At 56.8% G+C, this 24,692-nt stretch carries 15 protein-coding genes; 4 read left to right on the top strand and 11 right to left on the bottom strand.

All coding sequences use genetic code 11. The annotated features are described in order from the left end of the window. Positions 1 to 36: 36 nt before the first annotated feature. Together VGE55_RS06780 and VGE55_RS06775 are read left to right on the top strand one after the other, a co-directional pair. Complete coding sequence (locus VGE55_RS06780) at positions 37 to 1,341, top strand: multiheme c-type cytochrome (protein WP_331130954.1); 1,305 nt, start codon at positions 37 to 39, stop codon at positions 1,339 to 1,341. Between the two features lies 1 nt (position 1,342). Next, a complete protein-coding gene (locus tag VGE55_RS06775) occupies positions 1,343 to 3,823 on the top strand; it encodes a cyclic nucleotide-binding domain-containing protein (protein WP_331130953.1) in 2,481 nt (826 codons plus the stop codon). Positions 3,824 to 3,847: 24 nt separating this feature from the next. On the opposite strand, the gene VGE55_RS06770 is transcribed toward VGE55_RS06775, so the two are convergent. The 9 genes from VGE55_RS06770 to VGE55_RS06730 are packed head-to-tail and all read right to left on the bottom strand — an operon-like array spanning position 3,848 to position 19,117. Continuing rightward, positions 3,848 to 6,103: an adenylate/guanylate cyclase domain-containing protein gene (locus tag VGE55_RS06770; protein ID WP_331130952.1), complete on the bottom strand. Its 2,256-nt coding sequence runs from the start codon at positions 6,101 to 6,103 to the stop codon at positions 3,848 to 3,850. After that, the gene (locus tag VGE55_RS06765; RefSeq protein ID WP_331130951.1) at positions 6,100 to 7,578 is read right to left on the bottom strand and encodes a FecR family protein; all 1,479 of its coding nucleotides are present in this window, start codon (positions 7,576 to 7,578) and stop codon (positions 6,100 to 6,102) included. Before VGE55_RS06765 ends, VGE55_RS06770 begins: the two co-directional genes overlap by 4 nt. Positions 7,579 to 7,589: 11 nt before the next feature. After that, positions 7,590 to 12,923, bottom strand: coding sequence for a filamentous hemagglutinin N-terminal domain-containing protein (locus VGE55_RS06760; protein WP_331130950.1), 5,334 nt, complete (start codon positions 12,921 to 12,923; stop codon positions 7,590 to 7,592). Positions 12,924 to 12,933: 10 nt separating this feature from the next. Beyond that, positions 12,934 to 14,601 carry a ShlB/FhaC/HecB family hemolysin secretion/activation protein gene (locus VGE55_RS06755; RefSeq protein ID WP_331130949.1) on the bottom strand — a complete coding sequence of 556 codons (1,668 nt, stop codon included), beginning with the start codon at positions 14,599 to 14,601 and terminating at the stop codon, positions 12,934 to 12,936. An 11-nt stretch (positions 14,602 to 14,612) separates the two neighbouring features. Then, positions 14,613 to 15,392 (bottom strand): 3',5'-cyclic-nucleotide phosphodiesterase, encoded by a 780-nt coding sequence (locus VGE55_RS06750; protein WP_331130948.1) that lies wholly within the window; start codon positions 15,390 to 15,392, stop codon positions 14,613 to 14,615. A 23-nt stretch (positions 15,393 to 15,415) separates the two neighbouring features. After that, positions 15,416 to 17,107 carry a patatin-like phospholipase family protein gene (locus tag VGE55_RS06745; protein ID WP_331130947.1) on the bottom strand — a complete coding sequence of 564 codons (1,692 nt, stop codon included), beginning with the start codon at positions 17,105 to 17,107 and terminating at the stop codon, positions 15,416 to 15,418. Continuing rightward, entirely contained in the window at positions 17,104 to 17,832 is a 729-nt protein-coding gene (dnaQ, locus tag VGE55_RS06740; protein ID WP_331130946.1) for a DNA polymerase III subunit epsilon, read from the bottom strand. The genes VGE55_RS06745 and dnaQ overlap by 4 nt, the downstream gene beginning before the upstream one ends. 14 nt (positions 17,833 to 17,846) lie before the next feature. Continuing rightward, a complete protein-coding gene (gene rnhA, locus VGE55_RS06735; RefSeq protein ID WP_331131634.1) occupies positions 17,847 to 18,287 on the bottom strand; it encodes a ribonuclease HI in 441 nt (146 codons plus the stop codon). Between the two features lie 26 nt (positions 18,288 to 18,313). Beyond that, positions 18,314 to 19,117 (bottom strand): class I SAM-dependent methyltransferase, encoded by an 804-nt coding sequence (locus VGE55_RS06730; RefSeq protein ID WP_414674997.1) that lies wholly within the window; start codon positions 19,115 to 19,117, stop codon positions 18,314 to 18,316. A 38-nt stretch (positions 19,118 to 19,155) separates the two neighbouring features. Here VGE55_RS06730 and gloB point away from each other — a divergent pair, with 38 nt between their 5' ends. Both gloB and VGE55_RS06720 read left to right on the top strand, forming a co-directional pair. Beyond that, the gene (gene gloB / locus VGE55_RS06725; protein ID WP_331130944.1) at positions 19,156 to 19,932 is read left to right on the top strand and encodes a hydroxyacylglutathione hydrolase; all 777 of its coding nucleotides are present in this window, start codon (positions 19,156 to 19,158) and stop codon (positions 19,930 to 19,932) included. A 162-nt stretch (positions 19,933 to 20,094) separates the two neighbouring features. Then, positions 20,095 to 21,450, top strand: a complete 1,356-nt coding sequence (locus VGE55_RS06720; protein WP_331130943.1) for a transglycosylase SLT domain-containing protein — start codon at positions 20,095 to 20,097, stop codon at positions 21,448 to 21,450. Between the two features lie 16 nt (positions 21,451 to 21,466). On the opposite strand, the gene VGE55_RS06715 is transcribed toward VGE55_RS06720, so the two are convergent. Both VGE55_RS06715 and VGE55_RS06710 read right to left on the bottom strand, forming a co-directional pair. Next, complete coding sequence (locus VGE55_RS06715; RefSeq protein ID WP_331130942.1) at positions 21,467 to 23,290, bottom strand: ABC transporter ATP-binding protein; 1,824 nt, start codon at positions 23,288 to 23,290, stop codon at positions 21,467 to 21,469. Between the two features lie 2 nt (positions 23,291 to 23,292). Continuing rightward, positions 23,293 to 24,684: an ABC transporter permease gene (locus tag VGE55_RS06710; RefSeq protein ID WP_331130941.1), complete on the bottom strand. Its 1,392-nt coding sequence runs from the start codon at positions 24,682 to 24,684 to the stop codon at positions 23,293 to 23,295. Between the last annotated feature and the right edge of the window lie 8 nt (positions 24,685 to 24,692).

Raw genomic sequence — 24,692 nt, 5'->3', positions numbered from 1 at the left:
TCATGCCTTTCGGCATGTCTGGTTTTGGCCTTACCCATGTTGGGCATGTCAGCAGTGCACGCTCAAGTGATGCCCCACCAATCCGGATTGAAATCGGTGGGCACAGTGAATTGCGCGAGCAGCACCTGCCACGGCAGCATTGACGAACGAAGCGTCACATCGGTGCTGCAAAATGAATACACCACCTGGCTGCGGCAAGACCCACACACCCAGGCCTATGCAGTGCTGAAAAATGAACAGTCGCGCCGCATTGCCAACAACCTGGGTTTGCCAGCCCCTGCGCATGAATCGAAGGTGTGCCTGGATTGCCACAGCCACAACCCGCCCGCTGCCCAACGCGGCCCACGGTTTGACGCCACCGACGGCGTGAACTGCGAAGCCTGCCACGGCCCTGCCGAAAAATGGATCAAAACGCATGTGGAGCCCAACGCCACCCATGCAAAAAATTTGGCCAATGGCCTCTACCCCACCAACGACCCATTTGCCGTGGCCAAACTGTGCAGCAGTTGCCATGTGGGCGACGCCAGCCGCCCCATTACCCATCGCATCATGGGGGCTGGACACCCGCGCATTTCACTGGAAACCGACACATTTTTGGCCTTGCAGCCGCCGCATTACCGCATTGATTCGGATTGGACCCAACGCAAAGGGTCGTTTGACAGCGCAAAGATTTGGGCCATGGGCCAACTGGTGGCTGCGCAAAACCTGGCTGACCTCATGGCTGACCCCAAACGCAATCGCCAAGGCATTCTGCCCGAGCTGATGGTGTTTGACTGCCATGCCTGCCATTCACCCATGAGCAAAAAAGACTGGACGCCCAAGTTGGGCAGCAGCCCAGGGCAAGCCCGCATCAACGACTCCAGCCTCTTGATGCTTCAAGCCTTGTTGAAAGGCGCACAGCCTGCGCTTTATCCGGCCTTGGCGAGCAAAGTGGAGGCCGTGCACGTGGCGGCCACGTCGCCCGCATCCAGCATGGTGCAGTTTGAAACCGCAGCACGCGAGCTTCAGGCTCATCTCAAGAGCCTGCAGCCCCAATTGGCGTCCAGCAATTTCAATACAGCCCAACTGGACAATGTGCTGCGTGAGCTGCTGAACTTGGCGAGCGAACAGCGCCTGGCTGATTTTGCCGGAGCCGAGCAGGTGTACATGTCCATGTCAGCTGTGGCCAATGGCTTGCAAAGCCGAGGCAACTCCGTATTGGGCAGCAAGGTGAGTCAACGCCTGCCAGCCCTGCTGGCTTACGTGCGCAACGACGAAGGCTATGACCGAAACGCCTTCCAGCAGGAGCTGGTGAAATTGAAAGCATCCGTCGTCAGCTCCAAGACACCTGGAGGCCAATAACATGCGCCCAACATCGAACAACACCCAAACACTCAAACCCATGTTTGCGAATGTTGCAGCCGATTACGACATTGCGATTGTGGGCTCAGGCCCCGCTGGGTTGTCGGCTGCCTCGCGTGCCCAAGAACTGGGCTGCAGCTATGTACTGCTGGAAGCCGAGAACCACGCTTCGGACACCATTTACAAGTACCAGAAAGGCAAACATGTGATGGCCGAGCCCGGCTTTTTGCCGCTGCGCAGTGGCATGTCTTTCGAGGCGGGCAAACGTGAAGCCATTTTGGGCACTTGGGATACCCAACTCGCCCAGCAGGGCATACACATCCAGTACAAAAAAAAGGTGTCGACCATTCAAAAACAGAATGGCGGTGACGGCCCCTTTCTGCTGGCCTGCGAAGACGGCACGCAATGCACAGCCCGCACGGTGATTTTGGGCATTGGCTTGCAGGGCAACATCCGCACCATTGGCACTGCCGGTGACGACTTGCCCAATGTGCAATACACGTTGAACGACCCCGATGAATTTCAGAATGAAACCATTGTGGTGATTGGTGCGGGCGATGCCGCCATTGAAAACGCACTCGGCCTGATGAACAAGAACACCGTATTTTTGGTCAACCGCCGGGAAGAATTTGCCCGCTGCAAGGAAGGCAACCTGAGTTTGATTCTGGCCGCCGACAGCAATGAAGACCTGAAAATTTTGTACAACACCAGCACGGTTCGAATTGAGGAAATTGCGGGTGCTGCCGACAACGCACCCAGCCTGCGCTATGTGTACAAGGGGCCGGATGGCGAACGGACCATGGACATTCATCGCATTATTGCCCGTCTGGGTGCCACACCCCCTCGGCAACTGGTGGAAGGCTTCGGAGTTCAGTTTCCCAACAGCGACCCCAATGCAGTCCCCGCCCTGTCGGAAACCTACGAATCCAACGTACCGGGGCTGTTCATCGTGGGCGCACTGGGTGGCTATCCACTCATTAAGCAAGCCATGAACCAGGGCCATGAAGTGGTGGACACCATCCTGGGCTTGCCCGTGGTGCCGGCTGACGAACCCCTGCTGGCCGACAAATTCAAGAGCCTGGGCGACCGCAGCGTGTCTGAAGTGCTCGACCTGATTGCCCACAATGTGCCGGTGTTCTCTGGCATGACACGCCTGCAACTGCGGGAATTCATGCTGGAGTCCAGCGTGTTAAAACCGGCCAAAGGCCAGGTGGTGTTCAAGAAAAACGATTACACCAGCACCTTCTTTTCCATCGTGGAAGGGTCGGTGGACATTGAACTGGTGGACAAGCAAGGCAAGCCATTCACCGTCAACCTGGGGCAGGGCCAGTACTTCGGCGAAATGGGGTTGATTTCAGGCCGCCGCAGAACCGCCACCGTTCGGGCAGGCGCCGGTTGCGTGCTGGTGGAAACACCCCGCAAGGCCATGCTCAAGCTGATTGCCTCGGTCGACAGCGTGCGCAAAACCATTGATGAAGTGTTTGTGCGCCGGGCCATCAGCATGTACCTGGCGCCATCCCTGGAGCCCGCTGCGGTCGAAAAACTGCTGAGCGGCGGCATTGATGTCCGCCGCTATGCGAAAGGCGAAGTGCTGTTTAAAGACGGCGACGAAGCCGATGGTCTGTACCTCATCCGACGTGGCTCGGTGGCCATTTCCAAAGTGATGGCTGGAAAGGAAATGGTGCTCTCGTATGTTTCCGCCGGAAACTACGTGGGTGAAATGGCCATGCTGAACAACAACCCGCGATCAGCCACCGTCACCGCTGCAGTCATGACGGAAGCCCTGGTGCTGCCCGCTGGCCCGGTACGCACCGTGCTGGACGAAAACCCACAGTGGCGCGCAGCCTTGCAACTGCAAGTCAGCAAACGGGTGCGCAGCAATATTTTTCGGGAGGACCAAGCCTACCGCGACAGCGACCTGGTGCGCTTTTTGATGCAAGAGGGGTTGGGTGAAGCCACCGATGCACTCATCATCGATGAAAACCTGTGCATTCAGTGCGACAACTGCGAAACTGCCTGTGCCGATACCCATGAAGGCACCTCGCGTCTGGACCGCAGTGCAGGCCCCACTTTCCAAAATATTCACATTCCCACCTCGTGCCGGCATTGCGAGCACCCACACTGCATGAAGGACTGCCCACCCGATGCCATTCGCCGAAATGAACATGGTGAGGTCATGATCAATGACTCGTGCATTGGCTGCGGCAATTGCCAGCGAAACTGCCCCTATGGCGTGATTCAAATGGCAGTGAAAGCACCACCCAAAAAAGGCAACTTGCTGACGTGGCTGCTGTTTGGTTTGGGTGATAAACCTGGTCAACGGGTGGGTGATTACGACCCCAATGCGGTGAAAAAAGCAGTGAAATGCGACATGTGCCACGGCAGCAGCGGCGGCCCGGCCTGCGTGCGGGCCTGCCCAACCGGCGCCGCCATGCGGATTTCACCGGAGAAGTTCTTGATCAAACCCAGTGAAACGGCGTGAATGGCTCAAGAAATGAGCGCCGGATCACTTCGTATCGAAAGTGGTCACGCCATCCCAGTCACTGCCCGGTGGGTTTGATTTGAAGTACTGAATGCGATCCCGATAGAGTGCGTACAGGGTGCTGTCGCCCTGCTCATCAACCAGTTGTTGCAACCCCTGCTCGGCGTGGTCCCATTGCTGTGCACGGAATGCACCCAACACCGCCTGCCATTGGCTCAACTGCTGTTGTTGGGCAGCACCGATGGCTGATTGAACGCCAACAGGTGCATAAATGGCCACCGGTTCAAGCTTGCCTTTCACACGAACGGCATCCAGCTCCTGAAACACCCAAGTGGTCACGGCCTGCTGGGTTTGTGGTCCCACAATCACCCCCACACCATAGGTTTTGGTGATGCCTTCCAACCGTGAACCCAAATTGACTGCATCGCCCATCACAGTGTAAGCGCGCCGAATTTTTGAGCCCATGTCACCCACGCGCATCACACCCGTGTTCACGCCCACACCAATCGAAAAAGTGGGCCAGTTGCGGGCCTTGAATTGGGCGTTCAACTTCACCGCTTCCTGTTGCATGGCCACAGCAGCTTGGGTGGCCAGGGTAGCATGGTCGGCGTCGGGCACCGGCGCACCCCAAAAAGCCATGATGGCGTCACCGATGTACTTGTCCAAGGTGCCGCGATGCGCGCGAATGACTTCAGACATCGTCGTCAAATATTGATTGATGTATTCGCGCAGCTCATTGGGCTCCAGACTTTCGGAAATGGTGGTGAAACCCCGCACATCGGAGAACAACACCGTCAGTTCACGGCTCTCGCCCTCCATCGAATATCGGCTGGGGTCTGCGGCCATCTCGGTCACCAGTTCAGGCGCAACATACTCGCCAAACAAGTTCACCATTTGGCGTTTGCTGCGGCTTTCAGCCAAATAGCCATATGCCACGTCGAACATGAAAATGGCCAACACCAACAGCAACACCACAGCGACAGGCAACACCAGGCTGGCCTGGAAGTACAACACAAAGTTAACCGCAATGGCCCCTGAGAGCACCACCAACGCCGTCACCAGGGACCACACCGGGCTCAGGATGGGCATCAAGAGGCTGAGCGTGAGCCCCACGGCCAACACTGACACCAGCACCAAGCCCTGAGAAAACTCTGGTTTGAGTTTGTAATCACCGTCCAACATGCTGGACAACACATTGGCATGCACCTCCACACCCGGGTAGGCTGGGTTGACTGGGGTGCTGCGCAAATCCAGAAGGCCAGGCGCCGTGGTGCCCACCAGCACAATGCGGCCTTCAAAGTCCTCGGGCTTGAGTAAACCACCCAGCACATCGGCAGCAGACACGTACCGATAGGCGCCGCCCGATGGACCACCCTTGCCCCGAAAATTCACACGACTGATCAGTCCGCGCTCCACAGGTATGTCCAGACTCACCTGATCCGAACGCAGCGCCAGCATTTCAACGGCCCCGTAGTCATCTGGAACATCTTCCGGAAAAACGGGAATGACCTGCGGGTTGCCCATGGCACGGCGCAAGGTGGCCAGTGCCAGGCTTTGGTAATAACCGTCTTGATACTGGGCCACCAGCGGGATGCTACGCACAGTGCCATCTTCATCAATCATGGGGTTAAAAAAACCGCCACCGGCCTTTTTTTGCAACACGGGAATATTGCCACCGTAGCCCTGCCACTGCGTACTGTCCAAGGTCAGGTTGCCCAACTGGCTGCGCTTGAACAACACGGGGGGAAGCGCGCCGTAGGTGGCCTGTGCATTTTGGTTGAGGTAGTAGCCCAACACGACGGGCCGCGTTGCAATGGTTTGCGCAAATTGGGCGTCGCGGTCAAACGCTTGGGCCAGTGAGGGTTGAAGTTGCTCCAGTGCAGGTTTTAAAGCGGGATTGAGCTGAGCAGCCTCGCTCAAAGCCTGCTGAGCATCGCTGGACTGGGGCTCGGCAAACACCACGTCAAAGCCCACCACCGCAGCTTGCAAGTGGTCTGTCAACTCAATCACCAGTTTGCTGAGGATGTCTCGCGACCACGGCCAGCGCCCCACTTGGCTCAGGCTGTTTTCATCAATGTCGACGATGATGATTCGTGGATCGATTTCAACCTGGGCAGCGGTGGTGCGCAAACGCACGTCATAAATCAAATGGTCCAGCCGTTGAACGATTTCGGAGTGCGCGTATCCCAACACGTTCAACACCGCAATCCCGGTGAACGAAAACCCCACCAGAATGCGGAACCCTTTGCCCAGCCAACGTTGCCAATGCTTACCCATCATGGCGCACACTTGGGTGCTGAAAATGGCGGCGATGACAGTGTGTTGTCACGAACAATGACGTCCGGTGGTGCCACCAGCAGCTGGGGCGGTAAATTGGTGAAGGTTTGTACAAAAGCACCCTCCCCACGGTTGACCATCAGCGGTGGCTGTTGACCGTTGGTGATGATGATGGTGCCGTCATTCACCGCCACAAACAACTGTGCAGACTCGCCAGCCTGGGGCGTGCCGTCGGGTCGGTTGATTTGGTGGATGGGCGTTGCTGATAGGGTTTCAAAATTCGATGGCGTTTGCTCAGGCAACGGCCCTGTGTTGGGCACGCGATTGAGCAGGTTGGGCACCCCATTTTGCAACTGAATGTTCAAATTGCCAGGCAACAACAAGGCAGACTGCCCTGTACCCACAATCTGGTTCGACCCATTGGAGGAGGTCAATTGAACTGAACCATCGCGCATTTCCAGTGTGAACTGGGCACCTGAGGAACACTGAACCAGCACAACACCGCCCCCGGAGTCGGCTGCGGTACAGCTCATGTCAAACGCCGTGCCGCGTATGCCCACTGTGGCTGTTTCGGTGAAAAACTTGACGTTCTTGGGTTCTGCTTTGCCAATGGCGCCCGTCACCGCCCGCACTGCTCCTTTGAGCAGTTTGAAAGAGGCCACCGACGTGTCTGGCGACGCGGGTGCATAGCGGTACGCTGCAACCTGCAGATTGCTACCACCCGGCAAGGTCAGGCGACTTGAATCGGCCATGACCAACACGGCAAAACCGCCATCCGAGACGCGGACTTCATCGCCAGCAAACACTGCGCTGCCCTTCTGTACAGCGCGACTTTTGCCTTTGCTGTCAATTGCGGTGAGTTCGCCGGTGAGTTGCGACACCCGGCCAGCCACATCGGCCATGGACGCATTCGTGCTGGTGGCTTTGTCGGACTCGGCTGAGGCCAGTCGATTGCATTCATCGCCTTTGCAAATGCGCGCAGTGAAGTCTGTGCCTCGAATACCAATGGTGGCCGTTTCACTTTTCATGGAAAACGCATCGGCATTGCCGCGCTTGCCAATCAAGCCGGTCAGGGTTCGCAAGCCCCCCTTCACCAGTTTGAATTCCGCTTTGTCTGCAATCGGCTGCTCGGGTTGATATTCGTAGTTTTCAACCACAAACCGGGACCCTGGCCGCAAGGCCACCTGCGTGCTGTCGATAAACTCCAGCACGGCTGTACTTTTGGCCTGGGTGTTGATGACATCACCCTTGTACAAGGCGCTGCCTGCGGCCGCGAAACGGGACTTGCCCGCTGCACTCTGCAAATTGACCAAGCCGGTGACCACCTTGATGGTGCCAACAGACTGCCCCTGGGGGACTACGCTGGCCGGCGCGGCAGGGCTCATGGATTGAGCTTGAACCGGTAACGCAGCAAACATGCTGCTGATGCCCACAATCGTGGCCACCGATGCAGTGATCAACGGACGAAAAGATGTCATGTGAATCGCCCTCATTTGCACACCGCCGCTGGACGTTTGGGGTCACTGGGGCCGCTGCGCAACAACAAATCAGGGTTTTGCTGCGACACAGGCACAGGGCCTGTATTCTGGCTGGCCAGATCGGAGGCCTGCTGCTGCTCTTGGGGCGTTGGCTCCCCGCTGCTGGGGCTGGTGGACCCTGGAGGCGGAGGTGGCGGTGGGGGTGGATTCCCACTGCTGCTGAGTGTTGAATTGGTGGGCGGTGGCAGGAAGGCCTGATTCAAATTCTGGCTGATCGGCGATGTGGTGACACTGCCAGTTGAACCAGAACCGATGGCGTTGGTCGGCGTGTCCACCAGCGACGTGCTCAAGAAAGCACCATTGCTGCTCATGCCCAACACTGGCGCAGCAAAGGTGTACAACAAACCGGTATTGACTGGCGACACGGAAGCAAACTGACCAGTGATGGCATTGGCCTGCAGGAAAGTGTAAGTGGAACCACTGGTGAGCGACCCACCCCCTCCACCATTGGAGATGTCGATCAGGTTCAATTGGCCATCCAATGCTGCAGTGCCGTTGACCAAAATCACATCATAGTCGACACCGGGTTGGCCTGCGGCACGCACTTCAATGTCGGTGATGCTGCTGCTGTTCAGGGTCAAATTGCCATTGACGGTGACCGCACCTGGCGATGCGCCGGGTGCAAACCGCGTGTTGTTCAGGCTGACATCGCCGGTGAAGCTACCAAAGCCACGGAATGCACCGCCGTTGAACACCAGATTACCAGTGGTCACAGTGCCGGGTGCAAAAAAGGCGGTCCCTGCCGATTGTTGAAACCCAGTCGGACCAAAATTCAACTGCGCGCCATTGGACATGAATTGGCCCGCATTGGCAAAACCACCCTGCAGGTTGTAGCTTTGACCCGCACTGCCTTGCAGGATAAGCCCACCCGTGTTGTTGATGGTGTTGCCCACCGTGCCCGGCAATGTGAATGTGAACTGGCCCGAATTGACAAAACTGCCCACCCCGCCAATGGACCCATTGAACACATAGTTTCCAGTGTTGTTGAGGGTGCCATTGTTCAGCAGGTTGTTGCTGAGCGTCCCTCCCTGGTTATTGCTGAGTGTCAGAACGCCCGTATTTGAGATCGTCCCGTTGCCGGTGATGGGACCCGACAAGGTGTAATTGCCCGCGAAATCAACCGTTCCATTGTTGTCGATGGCATTGCCCAACACTTCGTTGGCGAGGTTGCTGCCAAAACGCACTGTCGAGCCCATGCCAGCCACCAGCCTTTTGCCCGAGGTCAAGTCGCTGGCACGCAGGTCGTTGATGCCAGTCATGAACACAATGTCGGTGTCATTGACAGCGGCAAACTGGATTTGAGAAAGATCAATCTGGGAGGCGAAAGCCACGCCGCTGGTTGACAAACTGGGGGCCGTGGGATTGAGTGAGCTCATCACCGAGCCGGCAAAAGCACCGGTTTGGTCAACATCAAATTTCACGCAGAGGTTGGTGGTGCTGCAGTAGAAATTCGGTACGCTTGATAAAAACAAGGGGTCTGGGGTTCCATCCACGACAAAGGATGGATTCGCAAATGTGCCCAACACAGTGCCCACTGGCGTTCCGGTGCTCGAATTGAATGACTCGTATTCGAATTGTGCAACCAGTTCCAGCGGTAAACGCCCCACGGTGAAGACAGGGCGCTCAGGCGGCGTCTGAACACCATTCTGCTGGTAGTAATAGTTGATGGCTGGGGTATTGGTCGGGTTGTTGCCGGTGACCTGCAGCCGGATACCAGGGCCCACATTCAGGGTCATGGCGTCTGGAATGTTCCCTGCCTGAGAGGCATCGTACAACTTGCGCCCAGCCAATAAAGCGTTGCCCTGGTTGGCCGATGTGAAAGTCGCGTCACCGCTGAGGTTGGCCACACCGTTGGCATCAGCCTCCACAATGATGGCGTCGTTGCCGGCCAGGGTTACTGTGCTGCCCGCAAAAACAGGTGGAGGCACTGCCGCGCCAGTCTTGTCCTGATTACCCAGCAACAAGGCTGAACCAACACCCAAGTTGATATTGGCTGCAACGGTGGTGTCGCGAAGCTCCAGCAAACGGTCCGGCTCTACATTCAATGTGCCGGTGCCATTGCCGGAGGACAGGAAACCCCCCTGAATGGTCAGGTCATCAAACACAATGATGTCCCCTTTGGCCAAGGGCGAGCTGCTTGCTGCATTTTGCGCAGTGACCGCCGAATTGTCCCAATCACCCGCCACAGCCAACAAACCGCCATTGCTGCGTGTGATTGCATTCAAATCCGCACTGCGAAAACCGCCGTTGAAGGACAAGCCTGAACTTGGACCGTTGACGGTGATGGTTCCCGCAGTGGTGTCAATCTGTTGGCCTCGAAGATTCACACCACCTGAATTGATGTTGAGTACACCCTGCAGTGACAGATTGACGGTTGGATCGGGTGTGGATTGTCCACCCACCGAGGAGGGCGATGTGGAGGTGTACACCGGCCGCTGACCTATAAACAGCGTTCGTTCCAATGCACCGCCATTGACCTGTATGTTGGCTTGTTGGATCGACATGGCCGTGATCGGTGTGCTGACCGAATTGGTGGTCGGCATCTGCGTTTGGGGATCCGTCGTGGTGACCGAGTAGTAATTGCTTCCAGAGGTTTCAATGGCGTTTTCAAAACCCTGAACCTGAATGGTGACTGGTGCATTCAATTGACCGTCCAACCCGTCCAGAGAAATGATGGCCCCATGCGTTGGGACGCTGACCTGATCTGTAGAACCGTTGAAAGGCATGGACGGCGTTGTTAAACCGTTCATCACGATTTTTGAGCCGCTGAGTGCCGTAAAGCTGCCATCTGAACTGGAATGCCCCGCCTCTGGAACACCTGAGTAACTGACAGACAGGTTGGTTCCCAAGCTGAGTACAGACGGCCCATTCAGGGTCAGCACAGACGCCGCACCCATGAACATGTTCTGGACAACTGCGGAGCTTTCATTGATATTGAGACTACCGTTGAGTTGCAGGTTCTGCGAGAGCAGCGACCCATATGCAGCATTGCTCACATCGCTGTTCACGTTGACGGTGCCATCAATCACGGCGTTGTTGAAAAAGACAGTCGCCCCGTCGCTGTTCAATACACCTTGGGCGCCAACGCTCAAATCCTGCCCTGACAGGACATCAGGACCTGTCGAAAAACGGCTGACATTCAGCGTGCCGTTGTTGACATGCACGGTTTGAATGGAATTGGTCGAACGAAGGTTTGCAATACCCCCATCGATGTCGAGCTGCTCCATCGACAAACCTGTGATGGACTCACGCAGCAGTGATGGATCGTTGCTGAATACACCACCCGAGCCCACCGTGGTTTTGCGAACACCAAATGCGGTACCCACCGTCAACGAGCCATTGTCAACCCGCAAATCCATGGGGATGGGCTGGCCAAAATTCGACTGAACGGAGTAGTCTGGATACACCTCCCCCACGCGGACGTGTGCGCCATTCACATTCACCTGCGCCGACTTGCTGGGGTCGGTGAATACACTGGGCAACGGTGGATTTTGAGTTTGAGGGTCGGGAATTCCAATGTCCGAGAACGTGTTCAATACCTCTACGAAGCTGAGTTCCGAGGGTGTGTTCAATGAACCCGAACCCGCGAGAAAGTTGACTCCGGTGGCAGAAACACCAGTGCCACCCGGACTGCTTAGAGCACCCAAGGCAGGGTCATCAAATGGCACCAAATACAGGCCACCATCCCCCAAATTCAAAGGGGCACGAACATAAACCGGTCGGTCCACATCGAAGGACAGACCCAGATTGATGCCCGTAAAGTCGGTTTGATTGGGGGCGATCGATATACCGGCGTTGATGTCAATCACGCCATCGGCCTTCAAAACCAGTGTGGGAACCGGTGTGGCGATGTAAGGCCCTGACCCACCACTGGCCCCGGTGGCAGACAGTTGAATCGGCGCATCAACACTCAAATTACCCGCCACCGTTTGCTGGGTTGTGGAATCGATCCCCCCCGTGGCCTCGAGAATGACGGTGCCGTTGTATTGCAAACCATTGTTCACGGTGGCGGTCGTGACATACGATTCGGTGGTGGTGCTGGTGGTGGGTGTGGCCACCACATGCAGGTTTTGGGGGTCCAGCAGCCAGGTGCCGCCATGGCCTTTGGGTGCAGACGTGTCGGCTGCGGTACCCACAGCCAGCGTTTTCTGTCCCGAGGTTTCAACACGCCCCCCGTTTCCGCCGTCTACCCCACCCCGGGCCTGCAATCGCCCTTGCACATCCGTGTGACCAGTTGACCAGGCAACCACTTCACCGCCATTGCCTTGAGAAGTGGCATTGGCCGTGACCAAGGCACCCGCGGCGATGGTGGTGTTTTGCGCGGAGGGCAACACGGACTGGTCACCTCGCCAGGCACCCCCCAGGTGCACCACGCCACCCCCCGTGGCACCGTCTGCATGGATACGGGCAGTCGAATCCACCTGAACGGATTGCCCGGTTACTTCAATGGTGCCGCCCTGACCTGTGGCTGAATTGGCAGTGAGCACGCCACCAACCTGCGCAGCGCCCCCCAATGCCTTGAACTGAATCACCCCACCCTGAGCAACTGACGCGCCCGTGGCCTCTACCACACCAGTGTTGCGCACCAAGGCACCAAAAACCGACGCGCGTTCACCAATAATCTGACCCAGGTTCACCGCTTGCGAACCCGCTTCGGCAGTGATGCTCAAGCCCACGGTGGGGTGCATTAAATCCACCACGGTGACACTGTGGCCCGCTGTCAACAGCACTTGGCCATCGGCGCGAATCAAACCAGAGTTTTCGATATTGGGTGCAATCAGAACAATCGACCCGCCTTGCGTGGCTGACAAGCTGCCCTGGTTGGTAATGCTGCCCGCGCTGCCTTCTGCAGCAAACTTCAAATGACCGTTCAACAGATCGGCATTGCTGGCAGCCAGCGTACTGGCCAAAAAGCCAGCTGTGTCCACCTGTGCACCTTGACCGAAAAAAATACCAGCCGGGTTGATGAGGAACACCTGCCCATTGCTCTTGAGGGTCCCTAGAATTTGAGATACATCGCCACCTGTTACACGGTTAAAAACCTGGCTGGCTGCGTTCTGCTGCAAGAACTGGGTGGTTTCACCAGCACCAATACTGAACTGCTGCCAATTCAAAATGGCACCAGGCGTGTTGGTGATTTGCGTAAGTGCACCCAAGTTTTGCAGTGTGGCCTGGCCTGCAACAACGGACAACCCGCTGGGGTTGGCCCATGCAGTGCTGGTGACCGCAGCGGCAACAGCCACCGAGAGGGCTGTGCGACGAAAGGTTTGGTTCAAGGCGCGCATCAGGGCCTCCTTAAAGAGCAGTGGCGAAAGAGACATGCAACATGACGTCTCCATGCGGTTGAACAGGAACACCAGAGACAACGCGGGCCAAGTCGACACGGAACTGTTGGCGGGGCGCAAATGCAAAGCGGGCACCGACACCATAGGACATCAAATGAGGCTCACTGGGTGAGCCTGCCGACGCATTGTGCAGGCGGACCTGCGCTGCTTCGGCAAATACCACTGGCATGAAGCGCTCAAAGACAGAACCCCATTCTTTGGCCAGGTTGGGACCTTGCAATTCCAGCGACTCACGAAGGCCGGAATCACCCGACAACACCCGTTCCTCGAAGCCGCGAACGGAATACATGCCACCAGCACCAAACTGCTCACCGGAAATCAGCGCATTGCCGGAATACTGCCCATCCACCTGTGCCGTAAAGCGCCAGTTGCCCGACCATTGATCGGACCAGGCCAAGTTCATTCGAAACAGGTCAAAGTCAGCCCGTGCAGCGCTGTTGGCCTGACTGTACTGGGCCGTTGAATTGTCACCGCCCGTCACGTAGTTTTTGAAATACGCCCATTGCGCACTGCGGGTGCGGGTGTCCAAGGCCTCCGTCAGGCTGTAGGTCACGCCGGTTGGACGACTTTCCAGATTGGGAACCAGACTGGACCCCGAACCGTTGAGCTGCACTTGGCTCACAAACTGTTTTAATTCCTGTGAAAACGTGATGCGCTGGTCAAAACCCGCCAATCGATCCATCAAATAGCTCCAACGCACCGCATAACTGGTGCCTGCGCCCTGTACGGAAATGGAACTGGCACCCAGACTCAAACTGCCTGCATTCACGTTGGAATCGCTGTAGGCCATTTCCAGCATGGAATTCCATTCGTAAAAAGGAATTTTGTAATTCAGGCCATACACTTCCACATCGGACCAATGCCCGGGTGAAGTCACGTATTGCAGTGAGGCCATGTGGTCACGGTTCAAAAAATTGTTGTGCTGCAGGGATACACCCAAGCGAAAATCGCCAGTGGCATTGGTTCCTGAATTGTCCAGACTCAGGTAGGCGGCCAAAGGGGCTTGATCGCTCACTTTCACCTTGGCATCCACCAAACCCGGTTTGTCACTGGGCTCCAGTTCAACCCGCACAATGCGTGAAGGGTTGTCATTGACCAGTCGGAGGTTTTTGTCCATGTCGACCGTGTTGATCAATGCCCCCTTTTTCAGCACAGGCAGACTGGCTGCCACGCGTTCAGAAGGCAAGTAGTCGTTGCCGGAAACATTCACCACGTCCAAACGGGCATCCACGATCTGCAACTTCAGGCGCTGGCCGGGTTCCACATCCTGTTCAGGAATCAGCACACGTACCACTTCAAAACCCGCCAGCGCGTGCACACGCTCCACAGCAGCCGTGGCTGTCCGCAACTCGGAAAATGTGATGGGGCGCCCCGAAAAACCGGCCAACACCGCCATCACCTGGCTTCTGGGCACCAGTTCAGGCCCTTGCACATCAAAACCTGCAATGGTGAATACAGGCTCGTCGTCTGAGCCTGCCGATTCAGACACCGCTTTGGGAGCAGCCGCGTCTGGCGAAACGACGGGCGTGGAGTCCTGAGCCCAAGACAAAACGGGTGCGAGAATCATCAGGGTTGCCCAGGCGGTGGTGCAACACTTCATGGTGGGGGTTTTGGTCATGGCGGAATATATTAAATATGGAATACCTGCCCTGCCGCCAACTGCTTCAATGGCTGGGCGCCTGGGTACTTCTGCAACTGCTGTTGAATCCGGTCGTACTCTCGGGGCTTGAGGTGACTGATCCACACTTCGCACGGCACATGAACCTTCTGGAGTTCAGCAAACAGCAAAGCAGGACAGAGATGCTTGGCAAGATCTGCCAGCCATTGTTCTTCGTCGGGAAAAGCGGATTCAATAAACAGATAGTCCACTGGACGACCCGTGTTGATCAAGTCGTATAACCGGTCTGTGCGATGGGTATCCCCCGAAAAGCACCAACGCCCGGTGGGGGTTGTCAAAAAAACCCCAACAGCCGGTACAGTGTGTTCAACCATGACGGTGTGAATGGTGCGGTCGTCCAGAACAATGTCTGTTTCAGGTTCAATCACCACATACTCCATCACCGGGTGATCGGGTTCGGGAATTCGGGTGAAATCAGGCCAAATGGACTCGTTGAAAATGTGTTGTCGAAGCGCGTGGATGGTTTCAGCGATGGCGTAAACCTTCAGCGGAACGCTACGCCCAACACCAACGGAATCGACCAGAAATGGCAAACCGCAAATGTGGTCCAGGTGCGCATGGGTAATGAACACATGGTTGATTTTTTCCAGTCGCTGGAAATCGATGTTGCACAAACCGGTCCCAGCATCGATGAGTATGTCGTCATCGATCAAGAAACAGGTGGTGCCTTCTCCGGGGATTCCGATACTGCCGCTGCACCCCAACACCTCGACGGTGGAGTGTTTTCGCATAGCACCTCTGGCTGGCGATGGTTTTATAGTGATTCTTCTATACGGCGTAGTATATCTTCAATTGCAAGTTTACCCGCTTCATAGCCCAACTGGATGATTTCTCCGCGTCGTTCAAATTCCATCAGGCCAATGGACTGTATCGCTGGTTGAATGACAAGATCACACAGGTTGCGGGCTTGTCGTGCCTTTTCCAGCCCACCCAATTCAATGACCCGCATCATGGACTTCACCAACCCAGGCAAAGCAACGGCCTGCCCTGGCGCCAAATGGGCCGAAATGTCTTCTTCCATGCCCACATCCACGGCAATCACCCGGCGTACGCCCTGGGCCCGCATCACATCCACCGGCAGGTTGTTGAGCATGGCACCGTCCACCAGAATGTCTTGTTGATGAACATGGGGCTCAAACACCACCGGAATGGAGGTGCTGGCCCGCACCGCCTTCCATTGCAAGCCACTGTCAAACACCTGAGGCGTACCCAAACTTAAATTGCAAGCCACGGCGTAATACGGCAGTGGCAAGTCTTCGATCATGCTGTAGGCAAACGCTTTGAAATACACCTGGTCGGCGGCTCGGGACTTGATGAAGCCATGGCGTGGAATCCAGTAATCGGTGAATTTGAAAGGCAGGCCTTTTTTGAAATGAATGGCGAGCTGCTCGATCACCCAGTCGGCCCCCTGACCTTGCGCAATCAGCCCACCCACCAGCGCACCCATGGAGGTGCCACCAATCCAGTCGAATTCAATGCCCGCCTCTTCCAGCGCCTTGAACAAACCGGCATGGGCAAAACCACGCGCGCCACCGCCACCCAGCACCAAACCGGTGGCCATGCCCAATACCACTCGCGCGGCACGCCGGTAGTCCTGCGCTTGCCCTTGCCGCAAATGCAGCACGCGGCTGTGTGGACCACACACCGACCGCAGCTTGGCGGCGACATTGGGTTCCACCCAGGCGGCCTCGTGCACCAGCAAAATCCACACGGGGGTCAATTCGTCCAAGGCCAGCAAATCGGCCTGAAGGCGCGCACACAAGGCCTGGTTTTGCAGGGTGCTGGCACACACCGCCAATACCACTGCATCCGGTTCATCGGGCAAGCAGGCCTGAATGGACTGCTGTTGATCCACATCCACCCAACGCACTTGCAATTCAGACTGCTTCAATGAAGAACGGCTGATTGCAGCCCGAAACAGCGTCTCGGCGGTTTCGGCCAAGCCCTGGGGGCGTACCAGGTTTTGAAACACCAGCGTTTGTTCAGCGCCGGCCGACAGGCTGTATCCCAGTTCTCGCTTGAAACGCGACACCAATATGCGGATGAGGTGCTGGTAAATGCCTACACTGCTTCGACCGATCGCTTCAATCACAGACTGGTCAATTTCCAGAAGCACCGCATCTCGGCGGGCGGAAATGGTCAGCGTGCGTGTTGACTGGTCAAAAAAACCCAACTCGCCAATGATGTCACCCGGCGCAAACAGCAGGCTCAAGTCCAGTTGACCGTCAGGCCGCTTGCGCTGGCCTTTCAACTGACCACTGGCAATGATAAAAAAAGAATGGCTGGCATCGCCCTGCTGAAACAGCACATCGCCTTTGTTCAGGGTTCGAATGTGGGCCAACTGGCAAATTTGGGCTGCTTCATCCAACGGCAACTTCAGCTTGCTGGCCATGGCCTCCACCACCGATGGCTCTATGGCAGCAGAGGCCTTGGGCAGTGTGCTCATGCAGCGTCGCTGGCCGCACTGGGGGCCATCGTCAGACTGGTCCAAATGCAGGCACCTTTCACTTCCTTGTCCAGTGCCTGTACGTAACGCGCGTGCAAGGCCAATTCATCGGCCGTGGGCTCGGGCTCTGGCAACTGCAAGTCGCCCAGTTGAATGCTGGAGGTGGCCGAATGGCCTTGACCTGCGGAGAGATCGATCACCAGGCTATCCTGGCCACGGGTCATGGCCAAGTAAACCTCAGCCAAAATTTGGGAGTCCAGCAAAGCGCCGTGAAACTGGCGATGGCTGTTGTTGACGCCCAATCGGTCGCACAAGGCATCCAGATTGTTGCGCTTGCCGGGGAACATTTCACGGGCCATCATCAGGGAGTCAATCACACCCTCAACATGGTCGGCCATTTTGCCCAAGTTCAGGCGCTCCAGCTCGGCATCCAGAAAACCGATGTCAAATGCTGCATTGTGAATAATCAAGGTGCTGCCGCGAACAAAATCCAGAAAGCGTTCAGCCACGGCAGAAAAAGTGGGCTTGTCAGCCAGCATGTCATCTGAAATACCGTGCACCTGAAACGCACCTTCGTCCACGGCACGCTGCGGATTCACATATTCATGAAAGTGCCGGTTGGTCACTTGGCGGCCCGCAACCTCAATGCAGCCAATTTCAATGATTCGATGCCCTTGACGCACTTCCAGGCCGGTGGTTTCCGTGTCCAATACCACATAACGCATGGTGATCTCCTGTCTTATTCTGTTGTTCTTGCGTCGCGCAGGGCCACTTCAACGCCCTGGTTGGCCAGGGCATCGGCCTTTTCGTTGCCGGGGTCGCCCGCATGGCCCTTCACCCAATGCCAGCGCACCAGGTGACGCGCACTGGCATCGTCCAAAATCTGCCACAGGTCTGCATTTTTCACCGGCTTTTTGTCGGCCGTCTTCCAGCCATTCATTTTCCAGTTGGGCATCCATTCGAGCACCCCTTTCCGGACGTATTGGGAATCGGTGTACACATCCACGCTGCAGCGCTTTTTCAACGCATTCAAACCCTGAATGACCGCGGTCAGTTCCATCCTGTTGTTGGTGGTGTTCAACTCCCCCCCACACAACTCCTTGGCATGGCTGCCCGACTTCAGCCAAACACCCCACCCACCGGGGCCTGGGTTGCCCTTGCAAGCACCATCGGCGTACATCACGACCGAGGAAATTTTCACATCGCTCAAGACAGATCCTGCTGTTGGTTCAATGGGGCGCCCATTGTAGAGACTTTGTTGGCCACTGGTTTGAGTTGCTTGACAGACAGTGCCTTGTCTTTGAAAGCAGGCCCGATGAGACGCATGCCCCGCACCCGCTTGACGGCACAGATGAGATAAACGCCGCCGCAAACGGGCCACCAACGGTCGCCCGCGTGTTCCATGAAGCCCATGCGTGCAAGCCCAGCTTCTGTGAACGACGGGAACCGGTAACAACCGAAGCGACCAAACTCCGGCTCCAGCGACAACAGTTTCAGCCAGTCCTTCAACCGGCTGAGGTGAATGGGCTGACAACCCGTAGGCCACACGGTGGACCACCGCTTGAACGCCCAGTGACGCAAGCCCCACAGCGACAGGGGATTAAAACCGGTGATCAGCACACGTCCCTCCGGCATCAGGACTCGCTCAACCTCCCGCAGCAGTTGATGGGGGTCTGTAGAGAACTCCAACACGTGGGGCAACACCAGCAAGTCCAGCGACTGGCTGTCAAACGGCAAGTCCTCGTAGTTGGCATAGCAATCGGGCGACAACATGGCAATGCGGCCATCGACAGCGTCGGTGGAGTGGTCGGGCTGTGGCAACAACAGCAGGTCCTGCACATAGGCTTTGTGGGGAATGCGGTTTTCTCGCAACCCATCGACCTGACGGGTGCCCAATTGCACTGCGTGAAGGCCGAACAGATCGGGCACCACCGAGTCGATCCATGCCTGTTCCTTGCGAACAAAGTACTGGCCCGCTGGGCTGGACAGCCATTGGTCCAGTGCTACCATGGTCAGCCGTTGGTCTTCAAGTGGTTGCAGGGGTTCAGATGGAATCATTCAAAGCGTCTCAGGCGTCAGATTGGGCGGTGCACGGCATTCCCGCATTTCAGGACAATTACCTCTGGGTTGTTGAGCATGGCCCAAGTCAACAGTGTTTGCTGGTTGACCCGGGCAGCGCAACGGAAGTGCTGGCCTGGCAGCGGACCCACCACAGGCAGTGTACTGGCATTTTACTCACGCATCACCACCCGGATCACATTGGCGGTGTTGAGACGGTACTGACCAATTGCGAGTCCGCGGTACCCGTGCATGGCAGCCACAGTGGGCGCATTTCTTCGGTCAACCAGCCGGTGCGCGGTGGCGACATATTTAACTGGCAAGGGCTGACCATTCGCGTGCTGGATGTGCCCGGTCACACCAGTGACCACTTGGCTTATGTGATTGATCGGACTGCGGCTGGTGAGGTTTTGCCGACCCCCTGGCTGTTTTGCGGCGACACACTGTTCAGCGGCGGCTGTGGCCGATTGTTTGAGGGCTCGGCAGAGGACATGTTCACCTCCCTTCAGAAAATCAATGAAATGCCAGAGCAAACCCTGGTTTTTTGTGCCCACGAGTACACCGAGTCCAATTTGAAATTTGCCTTGAGTATTGAACCCGACAATACCGACATCCAAAACCGGATGCGGGAGGTACAAAGAATACGGACAGCAAGTTTGAGTACAATACCGACAACATTGAAAATCGAGCGGCAAACCAATCTGTTTATTCGCTCGAAAAATGCACTTGAACTCAAAGACTTGCGACTGAAAAAAGATCAGTTTTGAGAATTTTGGTGTTTTTAGAGGCGGTTTGCATTGATTGCAAACCTTGCCTTGGTGTGTGGTGATACACCCGCAGTGAACCCGTTTCCTGCGGATTGACCCCACCCCAATATCCTCATAGGATTCGTTTTCTTCCACGGCTGTACCATCCACAGGATGACCTGTTTGAACTCGATATTGTTCAAAATGCGAAGCTTTGCCATGCCTGCCGATGCGCAAAAACCTGCGCGGGCTGGCTGGAATGCGCTCGTGCTGTCGGTCGGGATGGCTGTTCTCGGTTTGGGTTGGGCCAATGCGGCATTTTCAGCCCCCCCGCGTGATGAAGTCAGCTTGAACAGCAGCAACACCGATGGACAAATGTTCGGGCTGGTGTCGCCCAACCTCAGCTCTGTCAACGCCCTGCCCAGCATTCAGTTGAAACTGAACCCGCCACCGGCACCCGTGACGGTGGATTTGAGCGTACCTGCAGATGATGTGTGGACAGAATTGAAACGCGGCTTCACCATTCCCGACATTGATAATGCTGAGGTGCGTGACCGCGAGGCCGTATTGCAGCGCAGTACCCGCATGGTTAACAGCATGCTGGTGCGTTCAAAGCCCTACCTGTATTTCATCGCCCGCGAATGTGAAAAACGCGGGCTGCCCACCGAACTGGCCTTGATCCCGTTCATTGAAAGCCAGTTCAACCCCAATGCCCGTTCACCCTCGGCGGCTGAAGGCCTGTGGCAGTTTATTCCCAGCACCGGGCGGCAGTTTGACTTAAAGCAAAACCGGTATGTGGATGAACGCCGTGACCTGATTGCTTCCACCCGCGCCGCATTGGATTACCTCACCTACCTGTATGACATGCACGGTGACTGGCATCTGGCACTGATGTCATACAACTGGGGTGAAGGGGCCGTGTTGAAGGCGGTTAAACGCGCCCGCGACAATGGCCAGGAACCTGCCTGGAACAACTTGGACGTGCCCATTGAAACCCGTCAGTACCTGCCCAAACTTCAGGCACTCAAAAATCTCATCCTGAACCCAGAGCGCTTCAATGTGGTTCTGCCCGATGTGCCCAACACCCCCTATTTCACGGAAATCAAAAAGCCGGGCAACCTGGACCTTCGTGAAATTGCGCGGCTTGCGCAAATTGATCTGGATTCCATCCAGAAGCTGAACACGGGTCTGAACCAGCCGGTGTTGTATGCTGCCCAAACGGACACTTTGCTGGTACCGGTGTATCACGAAGACAAAGTGAAGGAAACACTGGAGACCTACCGCGCACCGCGCCAGTTGCCATCGCCTGCCGGTCGACAGACAACAACTGCCAACAAACCCACCAGCCCATCGGCCGGGGGCAGAAATTATCAAATTCGCAGGGGTGACACACTGGTCGAGTTGGCCGCCCAGTTTCGGGTTTCTGTGGACGATCTGTTGAAGGCCAACAAGCTATCCAAACGCAGCGTATTAAAACCGGGTGCATCCATTCGCATTCCGGCCGCCGAAGCACCCAGCAGCAAGCGTCGCCACCATTGAATGCCTTAACGCCGGTTTAAAAGGCCGGCGAAGCCGCAATCAGCTCCCGGGTGTAGGGGTGTTTGGGGTTTGCAAACAATTGCTCCGCAGCACCACGCTCAACCACTGCCCCAGCCTTCAACACCACCACCTCGTCGGCAAAGTACTGCACCACACCCAGGTTGTGGGTGATGAACAAAATGGCCACGCCAGTACGCGCCTGCAGTTGCTTGAGCAAATTCAGGATTTGAGCCTGCACCGACACATCCAGTGCAGAGGTGGGCTCATCACACACCAGCACTTGCGGTTCGCACACCAAAGCCCGGGCTATCGCAATGCGCTGGCGCTGCCCACCGGAAAATTCATGCGGAAAACGCTTTAAGGCTTCTTCGGGCAAACCCACTTGCGTCATGGCAGAGGCCAGGCGAAAAGCCCGGTCTTGCGCTGACAAGTCGGGCCGCAGGTTCATCAAAGGCTCTTCCAGAATCTCGGCCACACGGTGCCGTGGGTTCAGCGAGGCGAATGGGTCCTGAAATACAAACTGTACCCGTGCGCGCCAACCTTGCGGGCCCGACTGAGGCCACAAGCGCAGCGGCTTTCCGTCGAGCAGCACGTCGCCATCCAGGCGGGTGCCGGGTGCCAGCAGGCCCAACACCGCTCGCGCTGCTGTGGTTTTTCCGGAGCCTGACTCGCCCACCAAGGCCACGGTTCGGCCCGCATGCAAGGCAATGTCCAGGTGGCTTAAAACGGGCTTGAACCGTTTGCGAAGCAAGCCCGCCCGCTGTGGGTATGCAACGCCCAACGACACGGTTTGCAACACCGCTGAGGGGCCGGACTGTGGGGCTGCCGCGCTGTTGACGGTGGCCACTGGCCATGACAGCGGGGTAATTTGGCCACTGCGAGCACACCGCACCTGGTGGGTGTTGCTTGCTGCATGCCAGCCCGGCGGTTGGCTTCGACACTCTTCCACAGCATGGGCACAACGGTCTGCAAAGCGACAAGCCTTGGGCGGTTGGATCAAACTGGGCACCCGGCCTTCCAGCGCATAAAGCGCCTTTCCGCGCTGCGCCTGGCTGGGCAAGGACTGAATCAACGCGTGGGCGTAAGGGTGTTGGGGCTTCGCAAAAAACTCGGCCGCAGGTGCCACTTCAATCAACTGACCGGCGTACATCAACCCCACCGTGTCTGCCATCTGTTTGACAATGCCCAGGTCATGGGTGATCAACAGCATGGCCATGCCCTGCTCAACCTGCAATTGCTTGAGCAGGCTCAACACTTGAGCCTGAATGGCCACATCCAGCGCTGTGGTGGGCTCATCGGCAATCAAGACATCGGGCTTTACACACAGGGCCATGGCAATCATGACCCGTTGCTTTTGCCCACCCGACAGCTCAAACGGGTATTGCGACAAGCGGGCTTTGGGCTCGGGAATACCCACGCGTGCCAACCAGTCCTCGGCCAGTTTCAAAGCCTCGCCAACACTCACGCCAGTGTGCAGTTGCAGGGCCTCGGTCATTTGCTGACCGATGGTCATGACGGGGTTCAGGCTGGTACCTGGCTCTTGGAAAATCATGGCAATTCGCTTGCCGCGCACGCGCCGCATGGCGGCCTCAGGCAGTTGCAACAGGTCGTCGGTCTCATTGGGGCCGGCCAAGTCGATGCGGCCAGCCACCACGGCACCAGCATCGGGCAACAGGCGCGCAATGCTGAGCGCGGTCATGGACTTACCACAACCCGACTCACCCACCAATGCAAAGGTTTGCCCGGCCTCGATGCTCAAACTGAGCGCATCAATGGCATGCACCCAACCACCTTCACTGGCCAAACAGGTGCTGATGCCTTGAACATTCAAAAGACCCATGCTTACACCCGAATCAAGGATTGTTTGAGCTGGCGGGCACGGGGATCGAATGCATCCCGAACCGCATCGGCAAAGAGGTTGGCCGACAACACCAATAAGAGCATGAAGACGAATGCTGCTGCCAGTGCCCACCACACCATGGGCTCGCGGCTCAACTCCAGCCTTGCTGCATTGATCATGGTGCCGTAGGAATACATGCTGGGGTCCACACCGACCCCCACATAGGACAACACCGCCTCGGCCAGCACCAAACCAGAAAAATCCATGACCATGGTGATGAGGATGAGGTGCATGAGGTTGGGCAACAAATGGCGAAACAGCACACCCACATGCGACACACCACTGGCCTTTGCGGCCAGCACATAGTCCTGGTCGCGCAGTTTGAGCACCTCGCCGCGCAACAGCCGCGCAAGGCCTGTCCAGCTGGTCAGGCCCAAAATGGCACACAGGAAAAACAGCCGCAAATCGGCTTTTTCAATGGCAGAAGCAAATGCATCGGGATTGGCATCCAGTGCCACTTGCAGCATGAGCACCGTGGCCGCAATCAGCAACACCGATGGTATGGAGTTCAGGGTGGTGTACACGTATTGGATGATGTCATCCACCCAACCACCGAAGTAACCGGCCGCCAAACCCAGGGCTACACCCACCGGCAATGTGAGCAAAGTGGTGAGCAAGCCAATCAGCATGGCTGTGCGCAGGCTTTTCAGTGCGCTGTACAGCACATCCACACCCACCTTGTCGGTGCCCAGCACATGGTAAACCTGCGCCCATTGGCTGATCACACAACCCCCTACACACACCAGGAGCAAGGTCCACACCAAGGTTTTGTAGGCCACGCTACCGGTAAACACCGACACCGATGCAGCACCGCCCGTGGCAGCACGCCGGATGGTCCACAGGGCAACCAACAACACCAGCCAAAACAATCCCCCCTTCAGCACACCGGCGTAGGCACGCAAGGCCAAGTCTTGGGCTTGATCACTCACGTGCTTCAAGTGTGCGCCGCCAAATTTTAATCGGGGGTAGTCGCGCACTGGTTTGCCGTCCACTTGCAAGGTTTCCTTTGACAAACCATGCGTGGCCAAGGGGGCTGAATAGGATTTTTCGCGTTGATAGGCCAGTGGCCCCACCGACAGGTCCAGCGCCGACACAATCGGCACACCATACTTGGTTTGCTGTTCGGCGGTGACCCGAAAATGCACACTGTCCAGCAAGGCAATACCCACCGCCACCAGAAGCACCACGGCGCTGGCCGTGGCAATGCTGGACTCAAACACCAGTGACCACGATGCACGAGACAAGGGGTTGCGCCAAACCGAACGGGCATAAGCCAGCACCAGCAGCACCAGGAGCCAGATCAACGCATCGGTCAACAACAAAACAGGCGTCATGCGTGGCA

The sequence above is a fragment of the Limnobacter sp. genome (genome assembly GCF_036405155.1).
In the GTDB taxonomy this organism is placed as follows: domain Bacteria; phylum Pseudomonadota; class Gammaproteobacteria; order Burkholderiales; family Burkholderiaceae_B; genus Limnobacter.
This window is presented reverse-complemented; position numbering and strand designations above follow the sequence as displayed.

Coding starts and splice junctions, on each gene's coding strand:
- VGE55_RS06780 (WP_331130954.1), top strand. CDS start 37: ATGTTGGGCATGTCAGCAGTGCACGCTCAAGTGATGCCCCACCAATCC.
- VGE55_RS06775 (WP_331130953.1), top strand. CDS start 1,343: ATGCGCCCAACATCGAACAACACCCAAACACTCAAACCCATGTTTGCG.
- VGE55_RS06770 (WP_331130952.1), bottom strand. CDS start 6,103: ATGATGGGTAAGCATTGGCAACGTTGGCTGGGCAAAGGGTTCCGCATT.
- VGE55_RS06765 (WP_331130951.1), bottom strand. CDS start 7,578: ATGACATCTTTTCGTCCGTTGATCACTGCATCGGTGGCCACGATTGTG.
- VGE55_RS06760 (WP_331130950.1), bottom strand. CDS start 12,923: ATGCGCGCCTTGAACCAAACCTTTCGTCGCACAGCCCTCTCGGTGGCT.
- VGE55_RS06755 (WP_331130949.1), bottom strand. CDS start 14,601: ATGACCAAAACCCCCACCATGAAGTGTTGCACCACCGCCTGGGCAACC.
- VGE55_RS06750 (WP_331130948.1), bottom strand. CDS start 15,392: ATGCGAAAACACTCCACCGTCGAGGTGTTGGGGTGCAGCGGCAGTATC.
- VGE55_RS06745 (WP_331130947.1), bottom strand. CDS start 17,107: ATGAGCACACTGCCCAAGGCCTCTGCTGCCATAGAGCCATCGGTGGTG.
- dnaQ (WP_331130946.1), bottom strand. CDS start 17,832: ATGCGTTATGTGGTATTGGACACGGAAACCACCGGCCTGGAAGTGCGT.
- rnhA (WP_331131634.1), bottom strand. CDS start 18,287: ATGTACGCCGATGGTGCTTGCAAGGGCAACCCAGGCCCCGGTGGGTGG.
- VGE55_RS06730 (WP_414674997.1), bottom strand. CDS start 19,117: ATGGTAGCACTGGACCAATGGCTGTCCAGCCCAGCGGGCCAGTACTTT.
- gloB (WP_331130944.1), top strand. CDS start 19,156: ATGGAATCATTCAAAGCGTCTCAGGCGTCAGATTGGGCGGTGCACGGC.
- VGE55_RS06715 (WP_331130942.1), bottom strand. CDS start 23,290: ATGGGTCTTTTGAATGTTCAAGGCATCAGCACCTGTTTGGCCAGTGAA.
- VGE55_RS06710 (WP_331130941.1), bottom strand. CDS start 24,684: ATGACGCCTGTTTTGTTGTTGACCGATGCGTTGATCTGGCTCCTGGTG.